This is a genomic window from Burkholderia sp. S171 (assembly GCF_009766085.1).
GTDB lineage: Bacteria > Pseudomonadota > Gammaproteobacteria > Burkholderiales > Burkholderiaceae > Caballeronia.
The window spans coordinates 315,026-336,382 of the sequence record NZ_LMUF01000010.1 but is presented as its reverse complement, the minus strand read 5'-3'; the positions used below and the strand labels follow the sequence as shown (position 1 = coordinate 336,382).

Here is a 21,357-nt window from a genome sequence, read left to right as displayed (position 1 = left end):
CACGCGTGCGTTCAATCTTCCTTAATAAAGTCGATGAACGCGCGCAACGGCGCCGGCATATGCGTGCGGCTCTGGTAGTACAGAAACGGCCCTGAAAAATGCTCCCACCACTCGTGCAGCACGGGCACGAGCGCGCCGCTTTGTATGGCTGGCCGCAAGAATTCCTCGAACGTATAGATCATGCCCAGGCCGGCTGTCGCGGCGCCCACTTCTAGCTCCATCACCGACGCGACCAGCGGCCCGTTAGGCGTGAATCGAACCTGTTCTCCATCACGCTCGAAGCGCCACGCCGCCAGCACGCCGCTTGCGAACCGATGCCCAATGCACGCGTGCTCCAGTAAATCGCGCGGGTGTTCAGGCCATCCGTGCGCCGCAAAATACGCCGGCGCGCCCGCCGCCACGAAATGCTGCGTGCGCGGACCGATCGGCACAGCGATCATGTCGCGCTCCAGCCGTTCGTCGTAGCGGATACCGGCATCGAAACCAGCTGCCAGCACATCGATAAACGTATCGTTCGATACCACCTCCAGCGTGATCCCCGGATGCGCGGCCAGAAAACGCGCGACGATGGGCGGCAGCACGTGCATGGCCACGATAGTCGGCACATTCAGGCGCAAGGTGCCGGTCGGGCTGTCGCGGAAGCTATTGATCGCATCGAGTGCGCCGGCAATCTCGCCGAGCGCCGGCCATAGGCGTTCCAGAAGGCGCTGCCCAGCTTCCGTGACCGTGACGCTGCGGGTCGTGCGATTGAGCAGGCGCACGCCGAGCCGAGCTTCAAGCCGGCGAACGGCCTCGCTCAACGCCGACGCCGAGACGCCGCGCAAACGCGCCGCCGCCCTGAAACTGCGCACCTTGGTGATAGCGACGAAGGCGCTGAGATCGGAGAGATCGGGATCATTCATTGTGCGTTTTTTCGTACAGCCCGTGCTGTGAAGGCCGGATTGTCGCACGCCAAAACGCCTCGCATACTCTGTTCACTGCTCGCAATTACGCGACACCAGCCCCTGGAGACTCCATATGAACCATCTGCAACTCGGCGCGACCGGACCGCGCGTATCGGCACTCGGACTTGGCTGCATGGGCATGTCCGGCATGTACGGACCGGCCGACCGGAGCGAAAGCATCGCCACGATTCACGCGGCGCTCGATGCCGGGATCAACCTGCTCGATACCGGCGATTTCTACGGCAGCGGCCACAACGAAGCGTTGATCGGCGAAGCGTTGAAGGGCACGAAACGCGATGCCGCCATCATCAGCGTGAAATTCGGCGCGCTGCGCGATCCGGCGGGCGGTTGGGTGGGTTATGACGCGAGACCGGCCGCGGTGAAGAACTTCCTGACGTATTCGATGCAGCGCCTGGGAGTGGATTACATCGATATCTACCGGCCTGCGCGGCTCGATCCGAATGTGCCGATTGAAGACACCGTGGGCGCGATTGCCGAGATGGTGAAGGCGGGTTACGTGCGTCACGTCGGGCTGTCCGAGGTCGGCGCCGAAACGATCCGGCGCGCGGCAGCCGTGCACCCAATTGCCGATCTGCAGATCGAATACTCGCTGATTTCACGGGGTATCGAAGGCGATATTCTCTCGACGTGCCGCGAACTCGGTATTGGCGTGACGGCTTACGGCGTGTTGTCGCGAGGACTGATCAGCGGCCATTGGCAGGCGGCGCAAAATTTGGCCGGTAACGATTTCCGTGCTCACAGTCCGCGTTTTCAGGGCGAAAACGCTGAACGGAACCTGCAGTTGGTCGAAGCGTTGCGGCGGATTGCGGAGGCCAAGGGCGTGTCGGTGGCGCAGATCGCGATTGCGTGGGTCGCGGCACAGGGCGCGGATATCGTGCCGCTGGTGGGCGCTCGGCGGCGAGACCGGTTGACGGAAGCACTGGGGGCGCTGGATGTCGTGCTGACGCCGGATGATCTCAGTGCAATCGAATATGCCGTGCCGAAGGGCGCTGCCGCCGGCGACCGTTACGCTGCCGCGCAAATGGCCCACCTCGACAGCGAAGTCCGCCACGGATAACCGTTCGGATCAGACTCAAGGCGTTGGCGCGATCCGATTGCAAGTTGGCGCGATCGGATTAGTGCAGCGGGACGCGCGCTCCTAGAATCCGTTGAACGCAGCACTCATCGTTCAACGTAAAGGAAGCGCTCATGTCTTCAGTCTGGTTTATTACGGGTAGTTCTCGCGGCATCGGCCAGGAATTGGCCAAGGCCGTCCTGGCCGCGGGTCATCGTCTGGTTGCGACGGCGCGCCGTCCTGAAGATCTGGCCGCGCTCGTGGAGCAGTACGGCGAGCGCGTGCGCGCCGTCCCACTCGACGTCACCGACCCGGCTTCGGCGCGGGCCGCCGTGCAGCAGGCCGTAGAGGCGTTCGGCCGTCTGGATGTCGTCGTCAACAATGCGGGTTACGGCAACATGGCGTCGATCGAGGAAGGCGACGACGCCGATTTCCGCGCGCAGATGGAGACCAATTTCTACGGCGTCGTCAACGTCACGCGCGCCGCGTTGCCGGTCCTGCGCACGCAGCGCAGCGGCCATATCATCCAGATTTCATCGATAGGCGGACGCGTCGGTTCGCCTGGCCTTGCCGCGTATCAATCGGCGAAATGGGCCGTGGAGGGATTCTCCGAAGTGTTGTCGAAGGAAGTCGCGCCGCTCGGCATCAAGGTGACGATCGTCGAGCCGGGCGGCTTTCGCACGGATTGGGCCGGTTCTTCGATGACCATCCACGCGCCCGGCCCCGACTACGCTGCGAGCATGGCGCCTTTGCTCGAATACCGTGCTTCGCACAAGCCAGTCGGCGATCCCGCGAAAGCCGCGCAAGCGATCCTCGGCATAGCGGGACTGGACGAACCGCCTCTGCGTTTGCTGCTCGGCAGCGACGCGGTGCATATCGCGGGACAAGTGCATGAAGCGCGCGGCGCGATGGATGCCAAGTGGCGCCACGTGAGCCTGTCGACCGACGCCGGCGATGCCACCGAATGGCGCGGGGTGATCGATAAACTCGAGATCGTTAAGCAGCCTGTCACGGACTGAAAAGCTGATGAAAACCGATGGCGTTCCGGTCAGCCACGCACTGATCGCACGGCTTGAAACGCTGGGCGTGGATGTGCCGCGGACGTTCCGTGCAGCGGGTCTACCGTTGCCGGCGGCCGAGAACGCCGAGCCGGGCCGGTTGCGGCTGACGACGCAGAAATACTTCGCTCTGTGGGAGGCTATCGCGCAGGTGAGCGGGGACCCGGCTATCGGCTTGCGGATTGGCGCTGAGACCTCGCACGGGCAGCTCGACGCCATGTCGCTCGCGGCGCTGCATTCCGCCAATTTCGGCGAGGCACTGGCGAAGTTGGGGCGTTACAAGCGGCTGAGTTGTCCGGAGGAAGTGGTGGTCACCGTGCAGCGTGACGAGGCGGCTGTCACGTTCCGCTGGTTGCTGGCCGATGGCTTTATCCCTGACCTGCTGGCGGACGCCATGTTCGCGTCCGCGCTGGCCATGGCGCGGCGCGGATCGGGTGTGGCGATCAAACCGCGTCGCGTGGAGCTGACACGGCGGGCGGCCAACCGGGCGATGTTCGCGCGGCATTATGGATGCGAGATCGTGTTCGATGCCCCGAACGATGTGCTCGTATTCGATGCAGCCAATCTCGCGCTGCCTTTCGTGACGCATAACGTCGATTTGCTTGCCGCTGTGCTGCCGCAACTCGATGCCGGACTGGCCGCGCTTGCCCGCGCGCAAACTTTCACCGATCACGTCGATGCCGTTCTCGCGCGGAGCATGCGCGGCCAGCGGCCGAGCGTTGAAGCGCTGGCGCGGGAGCTCGCGATCAGTACACGCACGCTGCAGCGCAAGCTTGCACTCGATGGAACAAGTTATCAGCAGCAGCTCGACCGCGTGCGCAACCGGATAGCGCGGCGTTTGCTGGGTAGCACGGATCTCGCTGCGGGCGAGATTGCGTGGTTTTTAGGTTTCGAAGAGGTCAACTCATTTTCCCGGGCGTTCAACCAGTGGGAAGGGATGACGCCTCAGCGATGGAGGGGAAACGCGGGTGAGGACCGTGACCAGTCGTTCTTAAAACCCATCGTTTGATTCGGAATGCTGATTAGATGATCTTGGTGCCTTGTCATCCACCTGCAACGGAAAATTCGAGGCGGCGATGAAGCTTCATCCCGGTGCCCGGTTGCGTCAGTGTTTGATCATTGCGCAAACTATGTCGCTGAATATCTCTGGCTGCTCGAGCATCATCATGTGGCCGGTGTCGGGCTGGATCACATAGCTTAGCGACGCGCTCTTGACCCAATCGGGTACGTCCCATCCGGGTGCCGATCTTTCTCCCGCGAGCAAGTGGATCGGCGTGCCATTGGCGATGACCGTGTGCGCATGCTGAAGAAACGCCGGTGAGCCCGTTTCTTTCACCACCGCGCGAGCCGTGGCCGCGATGGTCGAGCGAGGCTGGTGACGCAGGATATCGTTTGCCCAGGCGATTCGCTGCGGGCTGAGCGCAATGCCGCTGTCTTGAAGCCAGGCGGTGGGATCATCGAGCATAAGCCGATGTTCGGCGCGCCACGCTTCTTCACTGAGCGCTGCAATTTTCCGGCACCAGAAGGCGTCGTTAAGGGTGAAGTTGCCTTCGACGCTAATGAGCCCGCGTACCAGCTTGGGTGCCGTTGCTGCAATAAGCATCGCAACGGCGCCGCCGACGCTGTGGCCCAGTAACCAACTCGGTTCTCCGATGTGCTCTTCCACGTATCGGATAACCGATGCTGCCTGATTGTCGAGCGTAATCGGGCGAGCGTCGGCGTTCGCCTGTGGTCCGTATCCGATCAGGTCGGGCGTGTGGACGCTTATTCCGTCCATCCGTGCGGCGGGTGAAAAATAGTCTATGGATCCCATCAGGCCGTGGATCATGACGAGCGGCGTTTCTTTGTCCATCTTCTTCGGTTCCTCAAGCATCTCTGGTTATCCGGATTGAGCGATGGCGCAACAAAATACGAGCCCGGTTCATACGTTGATGAAGGCCTCTGGCTGGACGAATACTAGCGCGACTTATAACCTGTTAGCTACGCAGGACCGGACATCGCGACGGCCGGCGAACGCACGCGTTCGCGCGAGCACTTGCAAAGAGTCGAGCCGGACCCACGCCAACACGCACAACGATAAAATTCCCGTCCTGCAATAAACTGTGAGACTCGAATCCAGTCGCGGCCGTCATGGCGGTGGCCTGGTCCCGGAATTCCCGTTTGAAAAGTGAAAAGGACCGATCTTGCTTCACATCGAAACCCCGTTGATCCTGCATCCCGGACTGTCTACGTCCACGCGCCGCATCTGGCTCAAGCTCGAAAACCTGCAGCCTAGTGGCTCGTTCAAAATGCGTGGGATGGGCTTGTTGTGTTCGCGCGCTAAGGCGGCCGGCAAACTCCGCGTAGTGTGCCCGTCGGGCGGTAACGCCGGTTTCGCAACGGCATTTGTGGCGCGCTTGCTTGGCATGCAGGCTGAGATCGTGGTGCCTTCCACGACGCCGGAAAGCACTCGTAAGCGTATCGCCGCGCTGGGCGCAACAGTGACCGTGCATGGCGATGTCTGGGACGAAGCGAACGAGCATGCGCTGGCACTGTCGGCGTCGGATGACGTCGAATATGTGCCGGCGTTCGATCACCCGGTGCTGTGGGAAGGTCATAGCACGATGATCGACGAGATTGTCACTGTCCTGCCGCAAGTGGATGCGGTTGTGGCGAGCGTGGGCGGGGGCGGTCTGCTTGCAGGAATCTTGACGGGTTTGTTGCGCCATGGCCGCACGGATTGTCGCGTGATCGCGTGCGAGACAACGGGCGCCGCGTCATTTCGCGCGGCGCTTGATGCGGGGCATCCGGTGAAACTGGATCGTATCGACAGCATCGCAAAGTCGCTTGCTGCGCTTCAGGTAGCGAGCTGGCCAGTGGATGCGATCCAGCAGTTTCCGCACGAGTCGGTGGTGCTGACGGATGCCGATGCAATCATGGGCGTGACGCGTTTCGCCGATGATTATCGGCAGCTTGTGGAACCGGCTTGCGGGGTGTCGCTTGCTGTCGGTTACCTCGATCACCCGGCGATTGCTGCCGCGCACGACGTGGTGATCGTGGTGTGCGGCGGAGTCAGTGTCGATGCGCGGATGGTGGCGGACTGGGCGAGCTGATTCGCTTATGCCTGATCTTTGCCGGGGACGCATCATGCTGCGAAAACAAAGACACGCCAGAGCAAAGTTCAACGATCGTATGTGAGTTTGACAGCCCGATCGTCCTCGTCCATCACATCTCCGAAGCCGGTCGGCACGACGACTAGCGGGTGATCGGTCGTCGTGTCAAAGCGATCGGAAAGTGCGAAGGCCTCCGAGATAATCTTATCTACGTCCTGCCGCATCATCGTCACTTCAAACGGTAAATGCGCGGCAAACGGGTCCCAGTCGAAGCACCCGACAACCGTCGATTGCAACGCATCGCGGGACAGTTGCGACGTGAACTGCACCAGCCCTTCGAATGCGGTAATCGAGTTGATAAACAAGCCCGCGGGCAGCCTGCCAAGGCTCTCATAACTATGAGCAAGTGCTTGCCGGGCAGCGGACGCGTTGTATCCACAGCAGTCCACCGCGTCGGCTGCCGGACTGATCCCCGCGGCCTCGAAAGCGTCGCGGAATCCGATAATGCGCTCCTCTGTTGCGTACTCGCCGGCAACCCCGCCCAGGAAAGCCAATTCTTCAGGGGCACCGCCTCGCATCCTCATTTTATCGATCAGCACGTTAGTCAGCGCGCGAGCACCGCCGCGATTGTCCGAGACAACCGACGGCGCGCCCGAACCCGGCAAGTCGACATTGATGCAGGTCACGCCTGCTGCCGCACACAGTGCGTTAAGCGGCGTGGGGTTGCGCACGCCGGCGATGAAGAGCACTTCGACCCGTTGCGACAGCAGCGTCTCGGTGACGCTTGTCTCAACCGCTGGATCCCGTTGCGTACTGACGACGATAGGGCACAGACCCCGGCTTCTCGCTTGTTCTTCAAACGTCTCCGCAAGCCCTGCAAAAAAACGGTTGCGATAGTGCGGAAGAATCATGCCGGCGAGCCCGGAGCGCGAGAGCCTCAGCCCTCTGGCACGCATGTTGACGTTGTACCCGAGTTGTTGCGCGCTCTCCAGAATGCGATTGGCGGTTTCTTCCTTGATGCGATACCTCGTCCAACTGCCGTTCAGCACCATGCTCACCGCAGTAACCGACGTGCCGGTCGCCTCGGAAATATCGTAGATCGTGGATTTGCGCCCTTTACCGCCGCGGACCATCTGAATTTCCCTTTTGATTGGGTTGCATTGCCCCCGAAGGCTGACCTGCTTCGGCTGGAAACCATACTAGGGTATTCGAGAGTTGACCACTATGCTAAATGGATTCAGCATCGAATTCACTATGAGCTGAATGGATTTAGCAACTCGCTGTCAATTTCGCAATCCGCGACCGTTACCGGAGGAGTGATTCAATGAATAAGCTCGGTGTTCATGCATTGGTATGGGCCGGCGACCTGACGCCGGAGTCGACCCGCAAGGTCATCAGCCAGACCAAGGCGGCAGGTTTTGATCTGGTCGAGCTGTCCCTTCACGGCCCCAAGGTCATGGACTTGACCCTCACGCGTGACCTGCTCCAGGAGCATGGTCTTGAGATCGGGTGTTCGCGTGGCCTTACATTAGATGCTGATGTATCCAGCGACAATCCGGAGTCGGTTGCGCGGGGTCTGGCGTTGCTGGAAGAGGGCGTCAGCATCACGGCGGAACTGGGCGGTAATTACTTCGGCGGGATCTTGTACGGCGCAATGGCGAAGTACCAGGCGCCGCTCACCGCGCAGGGAAGGCGCAATGCGGTTGACTCGCTCAAGCGGATTGCCGATTTCGCCTTGAAGAAGGATGTTACCCTCGGCCTCGAAGTCGTGAATCGATACGAAAGCAACCTGCTTAACACGGCATCACAAGCGCTTGGCATGCTGGATGAAGTCGATGCGCCCAACGTTGTCGTGCACCTCGATACCTACCACATGAATATTGAGGAATCGGACTTCATGCAGCCCGTTCTGGCATGCGGGAAGCGTTTGGGTTATGTCCACATCGGCGAAAGTAACCGGGGCTATCTGGGATCGGGCACGATTGATTTTGCCCAGTTCTTTCATGCACTATCCATGATCGGCTATGAGGGCGTCGTCACGTTCGAAAGCTTCTCGTCGACCGTTGTCAACGAGCAATTGTCGAACGCGCTGGCAATCTGGCGGAACCTGTGGGACGACAGCATGGATCTGGCCACTCATGCGCGGACGTTCATCGCTGGCGGCATTAATGCTGCGGCTAAAGCAAGGGCGCATCATTAGCGACATCGTTGCCGGGGCGGTGCGGAAGGACACGCCGCGGGAACGTAGAACGGTGGCCGCCATGCGCTAACCGCGAAGCAATGCCGCGCTGCCGGGCCGTGTGCTGTCTTCGTTTCGCGGAGGACGGCCGGGCGGTTTGAATGCCGATGAGATGTGCCAAGCCATTTAGAAACCACACAGGATTGTGCCGATGATTGAAGACCGTTTTCTTGCTCGACTGGAGCAGCTTGTGGCCGATGGCCAGCGTCGTATCCTTGGGCTGGCAGGTGCGCCGGGCGCCGGCAAATCAACGCTGGCGCAGGCCATTCTCGACGCACTGCCAGGCCGCGCGGTGGTCGTGCCTATGGATGGTTTTCATCTTGCGAACGTAGAACTCGAGCGTCTTGGCCGCGCGTCCCGCAAGGGTGCCGAAGATACCTTCGACAGCGCCGGTTACGTCGCACTGCTCGCGCGCCTGCGCGTGCAGTCTCACGACGAGGTGATCTATGCCCCCACGTTTCGCCGAGAGATCGAAGAACCCATTGCAGGGGCCATTCCGGTCATGCCGGACGTGCCGCTTGTGATCACCGAAGGCAACTATCTGTTGCTGCAGCAAGGCCACTGGACAGCCGTTCGCCCTCTGCTCGACGAAGCCTGGTACGTCGACGTCGATCCAGCGTTACGCTTGCAGCGGCTTATTGCGCGCCACGTGAAGTTTGGCCGCGATGAAGACGCCGCCCGCGAATGGGTTCAGCGAACCGACGAAGTGAACGCGGCGCTGATTGACAAGACGCGCGGGCGCGCCGATCTCGTTTTCCAATGGACGACATAGAACGTGTGACGACAGAGAAGAAACCACCCCCGTCGATCTACCTGGATTGACGAATCAACCCCTGCTACCCGCCTCCAAGCGCGGGTAAACCCATCCCAACGCGCGCCCAAACCGGTCGCGCCGCACCCCTGCCAATGCAGTCTCCATTCGCCCCAATTCTCGGGGGCGAAATCTCTTGCATCGCTTAAACGGCCCTCATCGCAACGCAGCAAAAAAAACGGCAAACCTGCCGTAGCGCTAGCGTTTACAACCCAGTCGCACCGCACCACGCTCAATTCGCCAAACAAATCCTCTTGACTAATACTGTGTGTGGAATATTGTATATCACAAACCAAACAACGCCAGCCAAGGAGGAGAGACGTTATGGCAGAAGTACTGAACCACCCGCAGACCGCCACTGCAGCGGAGACAACGAAGCAAGAAACACCGGCGACCACCGACGGTTTCCATCTGGTCATCGATGCCCTGAAACTGAACGACCTCAACACCATCTTCGGGCTGGTCGGCATTCCCATTACCGACCTGGCGCGCTTGGCGCAAGCCGAAGGCATGCGCTTCATCGGCTTCCGTCATGAGCAGCACGCGGGCAATGCGGCGGCTATCGCCGGCTACATGACGCAAAAGCCGGGCATCTGCATGACCGTTTCAGCGCCTGGCTTCCTGAACGGCCTGACAGCGCTTGCCAATGCGACTACCAACTGCTTTCCGATGATCCTGATCAGCGGATCCAGCGAGCGTGAGATCGTCGACTTGCAGCAAGGCGACTACGAAGAGATGGATCAGCTCAACGCCGCCAAACCGTACGCGAAGGCCGCGTACCGCGTCCTGCACGCGGAAGACATTGGCATCGGCATTGCGCGTGCGATCCGTGCGGCCGTGTCGGGCCGTCCCGGCGGCGTCTACCTGGACTTGCCGGCGAAACTGCTGTCCCAGACCATCGACGCAGTGAAGGGCAAGCAGTCTTTGGTACGGGTGGTTGACGCGGCGCCGCGCCAGATTCCGGCGCCTGACTCCGTCAAGCGCGCGCTCGACGTGCTGAAGGGCGCGAAGCGTCCGCTGATCCTGCTCGGCAAGGGCGCGGCTTACGCCCAGGCCGATGCACAGATTCGCGAGCTTGTGGAAAAGAGCGGCATTCCTTATCTGCCGATGTCGATGGCCAAGGGATTGCTGCCCGATACCCACGAGCAATCGGCGTCGGCAGCGCGTTCGTTCGTGCTGCAGGAAGCCGACGTCGTGCTGCTGATCGGCGCGCGCCTGAACTGGCTGCTGTCGCACGGCAAGGGCAAGACGTGGGGCGCCGCGCCGAAGCAATTCATCCAGGTCGACATCTCGCCGACGGAAATCGACAGCAATGTGGCTATTGCTGCGCCGGTGATTGGCGATATCGGCTCCTGCGTGTCGGCGTTGCTGGGCGGCATCGATGCAAGCTTCCCGAAGCCTCCCGCCGAGTGGACGGGCGCGATCTCCGAGCGCAAGAACAAGAACCTGGAAAAGATGGCCGCGACACTGGCCAAAAATCCGTCGCCGATGAATTTCCACAGCGCCTTGCGCGCGATCCGCGACGCGTTGAAGACGCGCCCGGACATCAACGTGGTCAACGAAGGGGCGAACACGCTTGACTATGCCCGCAGCATCATCGACATGTATGAGCCGCGCAAGCGGTTCGACTCGGGTACGTGGGGAATCATGGGTATCGGCATGGGCTTCGCGATTGGTGCGGCGGTCACGAGCGGCAAGCCGGTCGTCGCCATAGAAGGCGACAGCGCGTTCGGTTTCAGCGGCATGGAACTCGAAACGATCTGCCGCTACGACCTGCCGGTTTGCACGATTGTCTTCAACAACAACGGCGTGTATCGCGGCACCGATGTGAACCCGACCGGCGGCAAAGATGTTGCCCCGACGGTGTTCGTCAAGGGCGCGCGCTACGACAAGATGATTGAAGCATTCGGTGGCATTGGCCGCCACGCCACGACGCCGGAAGAACTGACGGAGGCGCTGCAGGAAGCCATTGCGTCCGGTAAGCCGACCCTGATCAATGCGGTGATCGATGAAGCCGCGGGCACCGAGAGCGGTCGCCTGACGAATCTGAATCCGCAAAGCACGGCGATGAAAAAGTAATCCGCTTGGAAGGTACCGGCGGCAATGCAAACACGCGCCGCCGATGTCACCGCCTGGAAAATCAGTAAAAACCCACCTTTAGCCAGTGAGTCAGGAGACAGGAATCATGAGCAAGCCACTCGAGGGAATCAAGATTATCGACTTCACGCACGTGCAGGCAGGTCCGGCCTGCACGCAGTTGCTTGCGTGGTTCGGCGCCGACGTGATCAAGGTGGAACGCCCGGGGTCGGGCGATGTTACCCGCACGCAACTGCGCGATATCCCGGACGTCGACGCGCTGTATTTCACGATGCTCAACAGCAACAAGAAGTCACTTACGCTAGACACCAAAAAGCCGGAAGGCAAGGAAGTCCTGGAGAAGCTTATTAAGGAATCCGATGTGATGGTGGAAAACTTCGGTCCGGGTGCGCTCGACCGGATGGGTTTCCCGTGGCAGTACATCAAGGAACTGAATCCGAAGATGATCCTGGCGTCGGTGAAAGGCTTCAGCGACGGCCACCATTACGACGACCTGAAGGTCTACGAAAACGTCGCGCAATGCGCGGGCGGCGCGGCATCGACCACGGGGTTCTGGGACGGTCCGCCGACCATCAGCGCAGCGGCGCTGGGCGACAGCAACACCGGCATGCACCTCGCCATCGGCATCCTGACGGCGCTGATCGGCCGCGACAAGACGGGCAAGGGACAGAAGGTCGCGGTATCGATGCAGGACAGCGTGCTTAACCTGTGCCGCGTGAAACTGCGCGACCAGCAACGCCTGGACCGGCTGGGCTACCTCGAGGAATATCCCCAATACCCGCACGGCGAATTCAGCGATGTTGTTCCGCGCGGCGGCAATGCCGGCGGCGGCGGCCAGCCGGGCTGGGTGCTGAAATGCAAGGGCTGGGAAACTGATCCGAACTCGTACATCTACTTCACGATCCAGGGTCACGCGTGGGCGCCGATTTGCCGTGCGATCGGCAAACCCGAGTGGATTGAAGACGCGAACTACAACACGGCTTCCGCACGTCAGCCGCATATCTTCGACATCTTCAAGACGATTGAAGAATGGCTCGCCGATAAAACCAAGTTCGAAGCGGTGGACATCCTGCGCAAGTTCGATATTCCGTGCGCGCCTGTGCTGACGATGAAAGAGCTGGCCAACGATCCGTCGTTGCGTGAAAGCGGCACGATTGCCGAAGTCCAGCACAAGGAACGCGGCTCGTATCTGACGGTGGGTAGCCCGATCAAGTTCTCGGACATGAAGCCGGAGATCACGGGATCGCCGTTGCTGGGCGAGCATACGGATGAAGTGCTCGAGAGCCTGGGTTACAGCAGCGCGCAGATCGCCAACCTGCATCAGAAACAAGCGGTTTGAACGTGAAATAAGCGCGAAACCGCCGCGCCGTGGATTGCCTTGATGGACCCACGGCGCTGCCTGAATCGCGGCCAGAAAGACCAAGGCCATTTCAACAATGAATAGCGCCATGCATACAACATCCCCCATCGATTTCGAGCAACTGGTCGACGTGATTGGCGACGCGGTGGTCATCTCCGACGCCCGTGGCGCGATCACCCTGTGGAACCCCGCCGCCGAGCGCATGTTCGGCTTCACGCCCGAAGAAGCGCTGGGCAATTCGCTGGACCTCATCATTCCCGAACGCTTGCGCGGGCGTCACTGGAGCGGCTACGAAAAAACCATGGCGACCGGCGAGACACGTTACGGACACGACGTGCTGCGCGTGCCGGCCGTGCACAAGGACGGCCGGTCTTTATCGATTGCATTCACGGTAGCGCTGCTGCATTCAGCGGGACAGGAAAAGAGTGTGACCGGCATCGTAGCCGTCATACGCGATGAAACCAGCCGCTTCACCGAAGAGCGAAACCTGCGCAAGCGCCTCGCTGAACTCGAAGCAAAATCTGGCGCGCGATCCGAATAGAGAGATCGCCCGCGGGATTGCAATAGCGTAAAAGGAGACAACAATGACCGCCCAAGCGGACGTGAAACGTTACGAGCTGCTGATTGGTGGCGAAGCAGTGGCGCCCGGTGGCGGCGCGTATTCCAGCATTATCGATCCATCGACCGAGACGCCGATAGCAAGCGTTGCCCAGGGCACCGCGGCGGATGTCGACCGTGCCGTGCAGGCGGCGCGCGCCGCGTTGAAACCGTGGAATGCAATCAGGGCATCCGAGCGCGGCCGGATCCTGATGCGCTTTGCTGAATTGATGCGCACCCATCAGGATGAAATTGCCGCGGTGGAAAGTCTCGACGCCGGCAAGCCGATCTCCGGCGTGCGGCGCCAGGATGTACCGGCAGCCATCGACACCCTCGCGTATTACGCGGGCTGGTGCGACAAGATCAATGGACAAGTGGTACCCACACGCCCGGACGCGCTGACTTATACCGTGCGCGAACCGGTCGGTGTGGTCGCGGCTATCGTGCCGTGGAATTTCCCGTTGATGATCGGCATGTGGAAGATCGCGCCCGCGCTTGCCTGCGGCTGCACGCTGGTCGTCAAGCCCGCGGAGCTGACGCCGTTATCGGCGTTAATGCTTGGCCGTCTCGCGCTGGAAGCAGGCGTGCCGCCGGGCGTACTCAATATTGTGACCGGCAAGGGCTCGGTGGTCGGCGACGCGCTCGTAGCGCACCCGGGCGTGGACAAGGTCACGTTCACGGGTTCGCCGTCGGTCGGGCGGGGCATCTTGCAGGGCGCGGCGGTCAACTTCAAGCGAGTAACGCTTGAGCTGGGCGGCAAGTCCGCCAACGTCATTTTCGCCGATGCCAATCTCGATCAGGCCGCACGCGCGGCTGCGTCGGGGATCTTCTTCAACGCGGGGCAAGTGTGTTCGGCGGGCTCGCGAGTCCTCGTTCAGCGATCGGTATATGACGAGGTCGTCGAACGTCTGGCGCAGCGTGCGAAGTCGATCACGTTGGGTGATCCATCGCAGAAGGAAACGTCCATGGGACCGCTCATTTCCGCGAAGCAGATGCAGACGGTGCTCGATTACGTGGACATTGGGAAGGGCGAAGGGGCGTCGATTGTCTCGGGTGGCAGACGTTGGGGCGAGCGCGGTTATTTTGTCGAGCCCACGGTGTTTGCCAATGTCGAACACGAGATGCGCATCTCGCAGGAAGAGATCTTCGGCCCGGTTGTCAGCGTGATTCCCTTCGATGACGAAGCAGACGCCGTACGCATTGCCAACGGGACGCTGTACAGCCTCGCGGCGGGTGTGTGGAGTGCAGACATAGGCCGGGTGCACAGGATGGCGTCGGCGCTCAGGGCCGGCACGGTCTGGGTGAATACATACGGTTATACCGACGTGCGATTGCCGTGGGGCGGTTCGGGTGATTCAGGCTTTGGACGCGAGCACGGGGATGTGGCTATCGAGAACTTCACGGAGCCTAAGAGCGTGTGGGTGTCGTTGGCGCAATGAGCTGGATGCAAGAAGGGGCGGGTTGATCAACCCGCCCCCTTTGAGAGCTTGATACCTGAGGCATGACCTCAGGCGCTAACAACGCCAGGCCGAATGCCTCAAGCCGCTTGCGCGTGAGGGCTATCGCAGTCGGGCCGCCACATTTGTGCGCCACGGGTGTCGTCGGCGCGGGCGATGGTCGTGGCACGGCAGGCCTCGTAATAGGCGTTCTTCCTGTCCACGATGGCCTCGCACAGGAACTCCGCGCTGTACGCCTTGAGCAAGTGAGGGCAATGCAATTCGATGTACTGCGCAATGCGCGCCTGATCGCTGGGAGCGTGCGCCAGCGACCGAAGTGTTTCGACGTCCCAGCGGAACATCAGGTCAAGTTCTTCGAAGGCGCTGTTGTAGGCGCAAAGCTGACTCTGGAGTTCGCGTGCATCGGCGATCGTGGTGTGTGAACGGTTCATGGTCGTCTCCTGATTAAGCGTGACTGACAGCGTGATGTTTGCTGCTTGGCTTAACTGCAGGATAGGAACATTGATCCATATACGATAGTCACTTGTTTTTAGCCTAACTATTAAAGATACCTAATAGATGGTTTACCCGATATGCGTAATAGCCGAGATTTGCGCCGCCCCTTCGTCGATGAGGAATTGCTTGAACGCCATCGCCACTGCCGGAAGCCGCTTGTTATGACGATGCACCAGATACCAGTTAAGCATTACGGGAAAACCCGCTATGTCGAGCACGGCCAGCCGTCCGATCTGCAACTCCATGCTGACCGTATGCGCCGACAGGAAGCTGATCCCCATACCGGCGATCACCGCCTGCTTGATGGTCTCCGTGCTGGTGATTTCCATGGCGATGTTCAGCGGCTTGAGCCGTCCCGCGAAACCTTCCTCCATCGAATTCCAGGTGTCAGAACCCCGCTCCCTGACGATGAACGGCTCCTCGACAAGCGATTCAAGCGGAATGTTCTTCTTGCCCACCAGCGGATGGTCAGGGGGCGCCACGATCACGTAAGGGTGCGGAGCAAACGAAACGTTCTCGGTATCCATGTCCTTCGGCGGGCGAACCATGATTGCGAGGTCCGTGAGGTTGTCGGTGAGCTGGTGCAGGAGTTCTTCGCGGTTATGAACCGCCAGGTTCAGCTTGACCTCGGTATTGCGTTTGGTGAATTCGGCCAGCAAGCGCGGAAAGAAATAATCGCCGGCGCTGATCACGGCCACGTTCAGCGTGCCTCCGGAAATACCCTTGAGTCGCGCCATGGCGTCGTCGGCTTCGCGGAACTGTTCGAGGATCGCGCGGCTGTGATGAAGCATTTCCTGACCGGCCGATGTCAGGTAGATCTTCTTGCCGAGTTGCTCGAAAAGCGGCAGTCCCGCGTGCTCCTCAAGCTGCTTCACCTGCGTGGAGACGGCCGGCTGGGTGAGGTAGAGCTCTTCGGCGGCGCGCGAGAAGCTGAGTCGCCGTGCGACGGTTTCGAATATTTTCAGTTGCCTAAGCGTCGCATTTCGCATCATGACGGATCTCCACCTATAAACGATCCTGAATTTATACAATAAATTTTTCTAACTTTCCCTAATCGTTTTTCTGCCGCAGGATGCTTTCAACGTGCGGTAGTTTCGTAAGGTGCACGGGGGGAGAGCGCAGCGGCAGGTCTTATCCGGGTTGTCCCTATAAACACCAGAACATCGGGAATCGCTTAAAAATGATTCTTCTTTTTACCGCTCGTAGTTTTACGGCCCATAGGATGGGTTGGGCCGTAGTCGCACCGCCACGCCACGAACACGTTCCCTGACCGACCAAGACCCCTCACACCGGTGACCAAGATACGGTGTGCCGCAGTCGATTGAGTAATCGATGAAGCAGTCGATGAAGCTGTTGATTACGCGCCGCACGAGCGCTGAAACATAACGGAGACAGACATGGCAAACGCAGCGACGGCACCGTCCGCTGGTCAGCCCAAAATGGGGTGGCACAACAATCGGTGGGCTCAACTCGCCATCGGCATCATCTGCATGGGGCTAGTCGCCAATCTGCAGTACGCGTGGACTTTATTCGTAGTCCCGATGGATGCAAAACATCACTGGGGCCAGGCGGCGATTCAAACCGCGTTCACCATTTTCATTGTTACCGAAACCTGGCTGGTTCCGCTGGAAGGCTGGCTCGTCGATAAATTCGGCCCGCGGCCGGTCGTGATCGGCGGCTCGATCTGTGCGGCGCTAGGCTGGATCATCGATGCAAACGCGACCAGCCTGATCCATCTCTACATTGCGGCGGTGATTGCCGGCGTGGGCGCGGGTTGCGTGTACGGCACCTGCGTGGGCACGGCGCTCAAGTGGTTCCCGGACAAGCGCGGCCTCGCTGCCGGCTTAACGGCGGCAGGTTTCGGCGCGGGCGCGGCGGTCACGGTCATCCCCATCTCGAACATGATCCAGCGGTCAGGCTACGAACACACCTTCGTGTTCTTCGGCATCTTCCAGGGCGTCTGCATCCTGTTGCTCGGCATGCTGCTGGTCCGTCCGCGGCCGCCGGCTTATGCTGTTCCGGCCAAGCGCGTGGTGGCGTCGAAGATCGACTACACCACGGCCCAGATGGTCCGCTCGCCGCTCTTCTGGGTGCTGTACATGATGTTCGTGTTCGTCGCGGCGGGCGGGGTGATCGCCACGGCGCAACTCGGTCCGATCGCGAAGGAATACGGCTTTGCCAAGATGCCCGTCAGCCTGCTCGGCGTGACCTTGCCGCTCCTGACCATGGCGCTGTCGATCGACAACCTGTGCAACGGTTTCACGCGACCGCTCTGCGGCTGGATCTCCGACAAGATCGGCCGCGAGAACACCATGTTCTTCATCTTCATCGGCGAAGGCGTTGCGTTGCTCGGTCTCATGGAGTTCGGCCACAACCCTTACTTGTTCATGTTCTTCGCGGCCATCACGTTCCTGTGCTGGGGTGAAATCTTCTCGATCTTCCCGGCCACGTGCGCCGATACCTTCGGCAGCAAATACGCCGCCGCCAACGCCGGTACGCTTTATACGGCGAAGGGCACCGCTTCCATGCTGGTGCCGCTCGCCTCGGTACTATCGGCCATTGGCTCATGGGACGCGGTGTTCATCGCGACGGCCACCGTCTCGATTGCCGCTGGCTTGTGTGCGAAGTTCGTGCTCGCGCCGATGAGAAAGCGCTGGATTGATAACACGGTCGCTGAGTCGAGGCGGCTCGATGCCGCCACGTTTCAGACTGCCTGGACAGAAACGCCGCGCAACTCGTCGGCACAATGACCCGGAGCCAGACTGATATCGCTGATACCGGGCAGCGGTTGAAGGCGTCCGGCGTGTCGCTGCAGCAATTGCGCTTGTTCGTGGTCCTGGCGCAGCATCGGAGTTTCACCCAGGCGGGCAACGCGCTCGGCGTTACGCAGTCGGCGGCGAGCCGCAGTATCAGGGAGCTGGAAGACCTGCTTGAAATGAGGTTGTTCGACCGCACGACGCGTCAGGTCGCGCTCACCGATACCGGCCGCGCGCTGCTTCCGCGCATTGCGTTGCTGGTCGATGAACTCGAGGTGGCGCTGCGTTTCGGGCAGCAGGTTTCTACGGTCGAAAACGGCGCGGTGTCCATAGCGAGCAGTTCCGGCCTGGTCGCTTCGGTGCTGCCGGCGCTGCTCTCATCGTGCCGGGCGAGCTACCCCAATATCGCGCTGACGTTGCATGATGCACCGCAGGGCAGGGTGCTGGAACTCGTGCGCGCCGGCGATGCCGACATGGGTGTGTTGACCGATCCCGTAAATGATAGTAATCCTTACGATCTCAGCGATTTATCGACGGAAACGCTTTTCTCCGAATCCCTGTGCGCGATCGTTCCGACGCGACATGCGCTTGCATCGCATGCCACGGTGCGATGGCGCGACCTGAGCGGTGCAAGCCTGTTCCTTCTCGACGACGACGCAGGCAGTTTCGACGTCATTGCGCGTGCGCTCGATGAACACGGTGCGTCGAACGTCAGGCTTCAGCGCTTGAGCCAGGCTGCGAGCGTCGTGCAGATGGTCGCGGCCGGACTGGGCATTGGCATCCAACCGATGCACGCAGGCGCAGCCTTGGCCCAAGCGCTGGTGCAACCGGTGCCGTTATGGCCGTCGGTGACGCGAACCATTGCGCTTGTGAAACGGAAGAACCGTACGTTGCCAGTGCAGGCAGCGCGTATCTGGACGCACGTCGTTTCGTCCTATGATGAGGAACATAAGCCGCTGCAAACCGCTCACGCCTGATCCTCAATGCACCGAATGTTCGAAGCGCGGCTCCTTGAAAAAGAGTCGCGCTTTTTTCTTGCGCTTTCTTCGTTGTTATCCAATACTGAATCTAATATGTTGTATATCAGAAGAGAAAATGGTCCAGGAGACGACAATGAAAATTTGCATTTACGGTGCCGGCGCGATCGGCGGTTACATGGGTGCGCAACTGGCCCGAGCGGGAGCGGACGTTAGCTTCGTCGCACGGGGGCCGCATCTGGCTGCCATGCAGGCGAACGGCGTGCGCTTGCAGATCGATGGTGAGGAGCACACCGTCAAGGTTCGTTGCACGAACAATCCTGCAGAACTCGGGCCGCAGGATTATGTGGTGATTGCGCTCAAGGCGCATTCGGTGCCTGGCGTGGTCGACTTGATGCAACCGCTGCTCGGGCCGGATACCGCGGTGGTCACGGCGGTGAACGGCCTGCCTTACTGGTATTTCCATGAGCACGGCGGGGCGCTGGCCGGCACTACGCTGGAAAGCGTCGATCCGGGCGGACGGCAATGGCAGGTGCTTGGACCGGAGCGGGCGATCGGCTGCGTGCTGATTCCTGCCGCCGAGATTGCGGAGCCTGGCGTGATTCGCCATGTGTATGGCAAGAAATTTCCCATCGGCGAGCCGAGCGGGCTGGTTACGCCGCGCCTGCAGGCGTTCCACGACATCATGAGCGCCGCCGATATGGAAGCGCCCATGCGTGACAATATCCGCGACGAAATTTGGCTAAAGCTGTGGGGCAACCTCTGTTTCAACCCGATCAGCGCCCTGACCGGCGCCACGCTGGATGTCCTCACCAGCGATCCGGCAGTACGCAAGCTGTCACGCCAGATGATGGAAGAGGCGCAGGGCATTGCACAGCAACTCGGCGTCCATTTTCGTGTCGATGTGGAAAAGCGCATCAACGGGGCGGCCGCGGTCGGGGCTCACAAGACCTCGATGTTGATGGATTGCGAAGCGCGCCGGCCGATGGAGATCGATCCGATCGTGACTGTTGTGCAGGAAATCGGCCGTAAGCTCGCCATTGACACACCGATGATCGACGCCGTCCTGGCGCTGATCAAACTGCGGGAAGGCGTCAACCAGGGAACGGCCAAGCCCGGTATCAAAACGATTGAATCCTTCACGCGTTCGCAAAAAGCCGCTTAAACTGCGAACACAGAAGGGCTGTTGTTTCTGATATATCACATACGAAATATGTTGCGCTGCGCTGCGACGCAACATATACTGAAGGCTCTTGGAGTAAACCACTAGGAGCCGGAAATGAGCATCGCTTTATTAGTCGTGATCGGAATTGCCTTGGTAGCGGGCGGTGTGGGTGTGACGTTTGCACTGGCATCGGCGGTGCCGCAAGACGTGTTGCAGCGCGCGCAGGACAATGGTCGGTACGCTGGATTGGCGGCGGATGACCAGGGCGGCGGCACGGGTACACGGGCGACGACGGGCGTGCGGAACCTGGGACATCAAACCATCAATGCCATCTGATACTGAAGTTGCTGCAACCCCGGCGAGTCTTCTTGAGCCGCGGGCGGAAGGTAAGCCTGCTGGCGTGACACTTTCGCTGGCGCCGATCAACGCGACCGTATCGTTGCGCGATCAGGCGTATGCACGGCTGCGCCAGGCCATTTCCGAGGCGGATATTTATCGTTCGCGGGAAGAGATCCGGCTGGATGAGAAGGATTTGACTGAGGCGCTGGGCGTGAGTCGTACACCGATTCGCGAAGCCATGACGTTGCTTGAGCAGGAAGGGTTTCTGCGAACGGTGCCACGGCGTGGGATTTATATCGTGCGTAAAACCAAGCACGAGATTGTCGAGATGATCAATATGTGGGCCGCGCTGGAAAGTATGGCGGCGAGGCTTGCGACGCAGCGTGCGACGGATGCAGAGATTGCAACGTTACGGCACATGTTTGACCATTTCCAGAATCAGGCGCCGGCTGAGCATATTGAAGAGTATTCGGAGGCGAATATTGCCTTTCATCAGGCGATGGTGCAGTTGAGCAAGTCGCAGATTATCTTCGATACGATCAAGAATATTTTCGTGCACGTGCGTGCGATCCGGAAGATGACGATTTCGCAAAGCGATCGGGCGGCGAGGTCGATTGAAGATCATATGAGGATTATCGAGGCGCTTGAAGCGCGGGATACTGAATTGGTCGAGAGGCTGGTGCGGCAGCATTCGCTGGATTTGGCGGCGTTTGTTGAGGCTAATTGCGATTTTCTTGACTGAGAGGCGGGGGTTCGTTCGCACTAGGTCAGGGTGGGGCGCTGGCGCTGGGTTGGGGTTGATGCCGGGTTGCTAGGTTCCTACGTCAGCGGTCGGAGTCGGTGCCGGGTTGCTGCTTTCAGCGTTAGTGGTCTGCGAGAGTCGGATTTTCTCTTC

20 protein-coding genes are annotated in these 21,357 nt (G+C 60.4%); 15 read left to right on the top strand and 5 right to left on the bottom strand.

Annotation, left to right across the window (positions count from 1 at the left end; genetic code table 11):
* Positions 1 to 11: 11 nt before the first annotated feature.
* Positions 12 to 902, bottom strand: a complete 891-nt coding sequence (locus GSQ93_RS07210; RefSeq protein ID WP_158934930.1) for a LysR substrate-binding domain-containing protein — start codon at positions 900 to 902, stop codon at positions 12 to 14.
* A gap of 115 nt (positions 903 to 1,017) precedes the next feature.
* Between GSQ93_RS07210 and GSQ93_RS07205 the strand changes: the two genes are divergently transcribed.
* From GSQ93_RS07205 to GSQ93_RS07195, 3 genes are all read left to right on the top strand, one after another.
* Complete coding sequence (locus GSQ93_RS07205; RefSeq protein ID WP_158934929.1) at positions 1,018 to 2,022, top strand: aldo/keto reductase; 1,005 nt, start codon at positions 1,018 to 1,020, stop codon at positions 2,020 to 2,022.
* Between the two features lie 131 nt (positions 2,023 to 2,153).
* A complete protein-coding gene (locus GSQ93_RS07200; protein WP_158934928.1) occupies positions 2,154 to 3,038 on the top strand; it encodes an oxidoreductase in 885 nt (294 codons plus the stop codon).
* 7 nt (positions 3,039 to 3,045) lie between these two features.
* Positions 3,046 to 4,086, top strand: a complete 1,041-nt coding sequence (locus GSQ93_RS07195; RefSeq protein WP_158934927.1) for an AraC family transcriptional regulator — start codon at positions 3,046 to 3,048, stop codon at positions 4,084 to 4,086.
* A 96-nt stretch (positions 4,087 to 4,182) separates the two neighbouring features.
* On the opposite strand, the gene GSQ93_RS07190 is transcribed toward GSQ93_RS07195, so the two are convergent.
* A complete protein-coding gene (locus GSQ93_RS07190; protein ID WP_254073789.1) occupies positions 4,183 to 4,950 on the bottom strand; it encodes an alpha/beta fold hydrolase in 768 nt (255 codons plus the stop codon).
* A 310-nt stretch (positions 4,951 to 5,260) separates the two neighbouring features.
* Here GSQ93_RS07190 and GSQ93_RS07185 point away from each other — a divergent pair, with 310 nt between their 5' ends.
* Positions 5,261 to 6,169, top strand: a complete 909-nt coding sequence (locus tag GSQ93_RS07185; RefSeq protein WP_158934926.1) for a pyridoxal-phosphate dependent enzyme — start codon at positions 5,261 to 5,263, stop codon at positions 6,167 to 6,169.
* A 68-nt stretch (positions 6,170 to 6,237) separates the two neighbouring features.
* On the opposite strand, the gene GSQ93_RS07180 is transcribed toward GSQ93_RS07185, so the two are convergent.
* Positions 6,238 to 7,302: a LacI family DNA-binding transcriptional regulator gene (locus GSQ93_RS07180; protein WP_158934925.1), complete on the bottom strand. Its 1,065-nt coding sequence runs from the start codon at positions 7,300 to 7,302 to the stop codon at positions 6,238 to 6,240.
* Between the two features lie 191 nt (positions 7,303 to 7,493).
* On the opposite strand from GSQ93_RS07180, the gene GSQ93_RS07175 reads away from it, so the two are divergent.
* The 6 genes from GSQ93_RS07175 to GSQ93_RS07150 all read left to right on the top strand — a co-directional run bounded on the left by GSQ93_RS07175 (position 7,494) and on the right by GSQ93_RS07150 (position 14,712).
* The gene (locus GSQ93_RS07175) at positions 7,494 to 8,369 is read left to right on the top strand and encodes a sugar phosphate isomerase/epimerase (protein ID WP_158934924.1); all 876 of its coding nucleotides are present in this window, start codon (positions 7,494 to 7,496) and stop codon (positions 8,367 to 8,369) included.
* Between the two features lie 190 nt (positions 8,370 to 8,559).
* Positions 8,560 to 9,180, top strand: coding sequence for a nucleoside/nucleotide kinase family protein (locus GSQ93_RS07170; protein ID WP_158934923.1), 621 nt, complete (start codon positions 8,560 to 8,562; stop codon positions 9,178 to 9,180).
* Positions 9,181 to 9,543: 363 nt separating this feature from the next.
* A complete protein-coding gene (gene oxc / locus GSQ93_RS07165) occupies positions 9,544 to 11,298 on the top strand; it encodes an oxalyl-CoA decarboxylase (RefSeq protein ID WP_158934922.1) in 1,755 nt (584 codons plus the stop codon).
* Positions 11,299 to 11,404: 106 nt separating this feature from the next.
* The gene (gene frc, locus GSQ93_RS07160) at positions 11,405 to 12,655 is read left to right on the top strand and encodes a formyl-CoA transferase (RefSeq protein WP_158934921.1); all 1,251 of its coding nucleotides are present in this window, start codon (positions 11,405 to 11,407) and stop codon (positions 12,653 to 12,655) included.
* Positions 12,656 to 12,764: 109 nt separating this feature from the next.
* Positions 12,765 to 13,217: a PAS domain S-box protein gene (locus GSQ93_RS07155; RefSeq protein ID WP_158934920.1), complete on the top strand. Its 453-nt coding sequence runs from the start codon at positions 12,765 to 12,767 to the stop codon at positions 13,215 to 13,217.
* A gap of 43 nt (positions 13,218 to 13,260) precedes the next feature.
* Positions 13,261 to 14,712: an aldehyde dehydrogenase family protein gene (locus tag GSQ93_RS07150; protein WP_158934919.1), complete on the top strand. Its 1,452-nt coding sequence runs from the start codon at positions 13,261 to 13,263 to the stop codon at positions 14,710 to 14,712.
* A gap of 98 nt (positions 14,713 to 14,810) precedes the next feature.
* On the opposite strand, the gene GSQ93_RS07145 is transcribed toward GSQ93_RS07150, so the two are convergent.
* A complete protein-coding gene (locus GSQ93_RS07145; RefSeq protein ID WP_158934918.1) occupies positions 14,811 to 15,161 on the bottom strand; it encodes a hypothetical protein in 351 nt (116 codons plus the stop codon).
* A 132-nt stretch (positions 15,162 to 15,293) separates the two neighbouring features.
* Positions 15,294 to 16,214 (bottom strand): LysR family transcriptional regulator, encoded by a 921-nt coding sequence (locus GSQ93_RS07140; protein ID WP_158935017.1) that lies wholly within the window; start codon positions 16,212 to 16,214, stop codon positions 15,294 to 15,296.
* A gap of 408 nt (positions 16,215 to 16,622) precedes the next feature.
* On the opposite strand from GSQ93_RS07140, the gene oxlT reads away from it, so the two are divergent.
* The 5 genes from oxlT (at position 16,623) to GSQ93_RS07115 (ending at position 21,204) form a co-directional block, all read left to right on the top strand.
* The gene (gene oxlT / locus GSQ93_RS07135; RefSeq protein ID WP_158934917.1) at positions 16,623 to 17,975 is read left to right on the top strand and encodes an oxalate/formate MFS antiporter; all 1,353 of its coding nucleotides are present in this window, start codon (positions 16,623 to 16,625) and stop codon (positions 17,973 to 17,975) included.
* Positions 17,972 to 18,958, top strand: coding sequence for a LysR family transcriptional regulator (locus GSQ93_RS07130; protein ID WP_158934916.1), 987 nt, complete (start codon positions 17,972 to 17,974; stop codon positions 18,956 to 18,958). Before oxlT ends, GSQ93_RS07130 begins: the two co-directional genes overlap by 4 nt.
* Before the next feature lie 136 nt (positions 18,959 to 19,094).
* Complete coding sequence (locus GSQ93_RS07125) at positions 19,095 to 20,123, top strand: 2-dehydropantoate 2-reductase (RefSeq protein WP_158934915.1); 1,029 nt, start codon at positions 19,095 to 19,097, stop codon at positions 20,121 to 20,123.
* A gap of 114 nt (positions 20,124 to 20,237) precedes the next feature.
* Positions 20,238 to 20,459, top strand: coding sequence for a hypothetical protein (locus GSQ93_RS07120; RefSeq protein ID WP_158934914.1), 222 nt, complete (start codon positions 20,238 to 20,240; stop codon positions 20,457 to 20,459).
* Positions 20,449 to 21,204: a GntR family transcriptional regulator gene (locus tag GSQ93_RS07115; protein WP_158935016.1), complete on the top strand. Its 756-nt coding sequence runs from the start codon at positions 20,449 to 20,451 to the stop codon at positions 21,202 to 21,204. The genes GSQ93_RS07120 and GSQ93_RS07115 overlap by 11 nt, the downstream gene beginning before the upstream one ends.
* Positions 21,205 to 21,357: the final 153 nt, after the last annotated feature.

Coding starts and splice junctions, on each gene's coding strand:
- GSQ93_RS07210 (WP_158934930.1), bottom strand. CDS start 902: ATGAATGATCCCGATCTCTCCGATCTCAGCGCCTTCGTCGCTATCACC.
- GSQ93_RS07205 (WP_158934929.1), top strand. CDS start 1,018: ATGAACCATCTGCAACTCGGCGCGACCGGACCGCGCGTATCGGCACTC.
- GSQ93_RS07200 (WP_158934928.1), top strand. CDS start 2,154: ATGTCTTCAGTCTGGTTTATTACGGGTAGTTCTCGCGGCATCGGCCAG.
- GSQ93_RS07195 (WP_158934927.1), top strand. CDS start 3,046: ATGAAAACCGATGGCGTTCCGGTCAGCCACGCACTGATCGCACGGCTT.
- GSQ93_RS07190 (WP_254073789.1), bottom strand. CDS start 4,950: ATGCTTGAGGAACCGAAGAAGATGGACAAAGAAACGCCGCTCGTCATG.
- GSQ93_RS07180 (WP_158934925.1), bottom strand. CDS start 7,302: ATGGTCCGCGGCGGTAAAGGGCGCAAATCCACGATCTACGATATTTCC.
- GSQ93_RS07175 (WP_158934924.1), top strand. CDS start 7,494: ATGAATAAGCTCGGTGTTCATGCATTGGTATGGGCCGGCGACCTGACG.
- GSQ93_RS07170 (WP_158934923.1), top strand. CDS start 8,560: ATGATTGAAGACCGTTTTCTTGCTCGACTGGAGCAGCTTGTGGCCGAT.
- oxc (WP_158934922.1), top strand. CDS start 9,544: ATGGCAGAAGTACTGAACCACCCGCAGACCGCCACTGCAGCGGAGACA.
- frc (WP_158934921.1), top strand. CDS start 11,405: ATGAGCAAGCCACTCGAGGGAATCAAGATTATCGACTTCACGCACGTG.
- GSQ93_RS07155 (WP_158934920.1), top strand. CDS start 12,765: ATGCATACAACATCCCCCATCGATTTCGAGCAACTGGTCGACGTGATT.
- GSQ93_RS07150 (WP_158934919.1), top strand. CDS start 13,261: ATGACCGCCCAAGCGGACGTGAAACGTTACGAGCTGCTGATTGGTGGC.
- GSQ93_RS07145 (WP_158934918.1), bottom strand. CDS start 15,161: ATGAACCGTTCACACACCACGATCGCCGATGCACGCGAACTCCAGAGT.
- GSQ93_RS07140 (WP_158935017.1), bottom strand. CDS start 16,214: ATGCGAAATGCGACGCTTAGGCAACTGAAAATATTCGAAACCGTCGCA.
- oxlT (WP_158934917.1), top strand. CDS start 16,623: ATGGCAAACGCAGCGACGGCACCGTCCGCTGGTCAGCCCAAAATGGGG.
- GSQ93_RS07130 (WP_158934916.1), top strand. CDS start 17,972: ATGACCCGGAGCCAGACTGATATCGCTGATACCGGGCAGCGGTTGAAG.
- GSQ93_RS07125 (WP_158934915.1), top strand. CDS start 19,095: ATGAAAATTTGCATTTACGGTGCCGGCGCGATCGGCGGTTACATGGGT.
- GSQ93_RS07120 (WP_158934914.1), top strand. CDS start 20,238: ATGAGCATCGCTTTATTAGTCGTGATCGGAATTGCCTTGGTAGCGGGC.
- GSQ93_RS07115 (WP_158935016.1), top strand. CDS start 20,449: ATGCCATCTGATACTGAAGTTGCTGCAACCCCGGCGAGTCTTCTTGAG.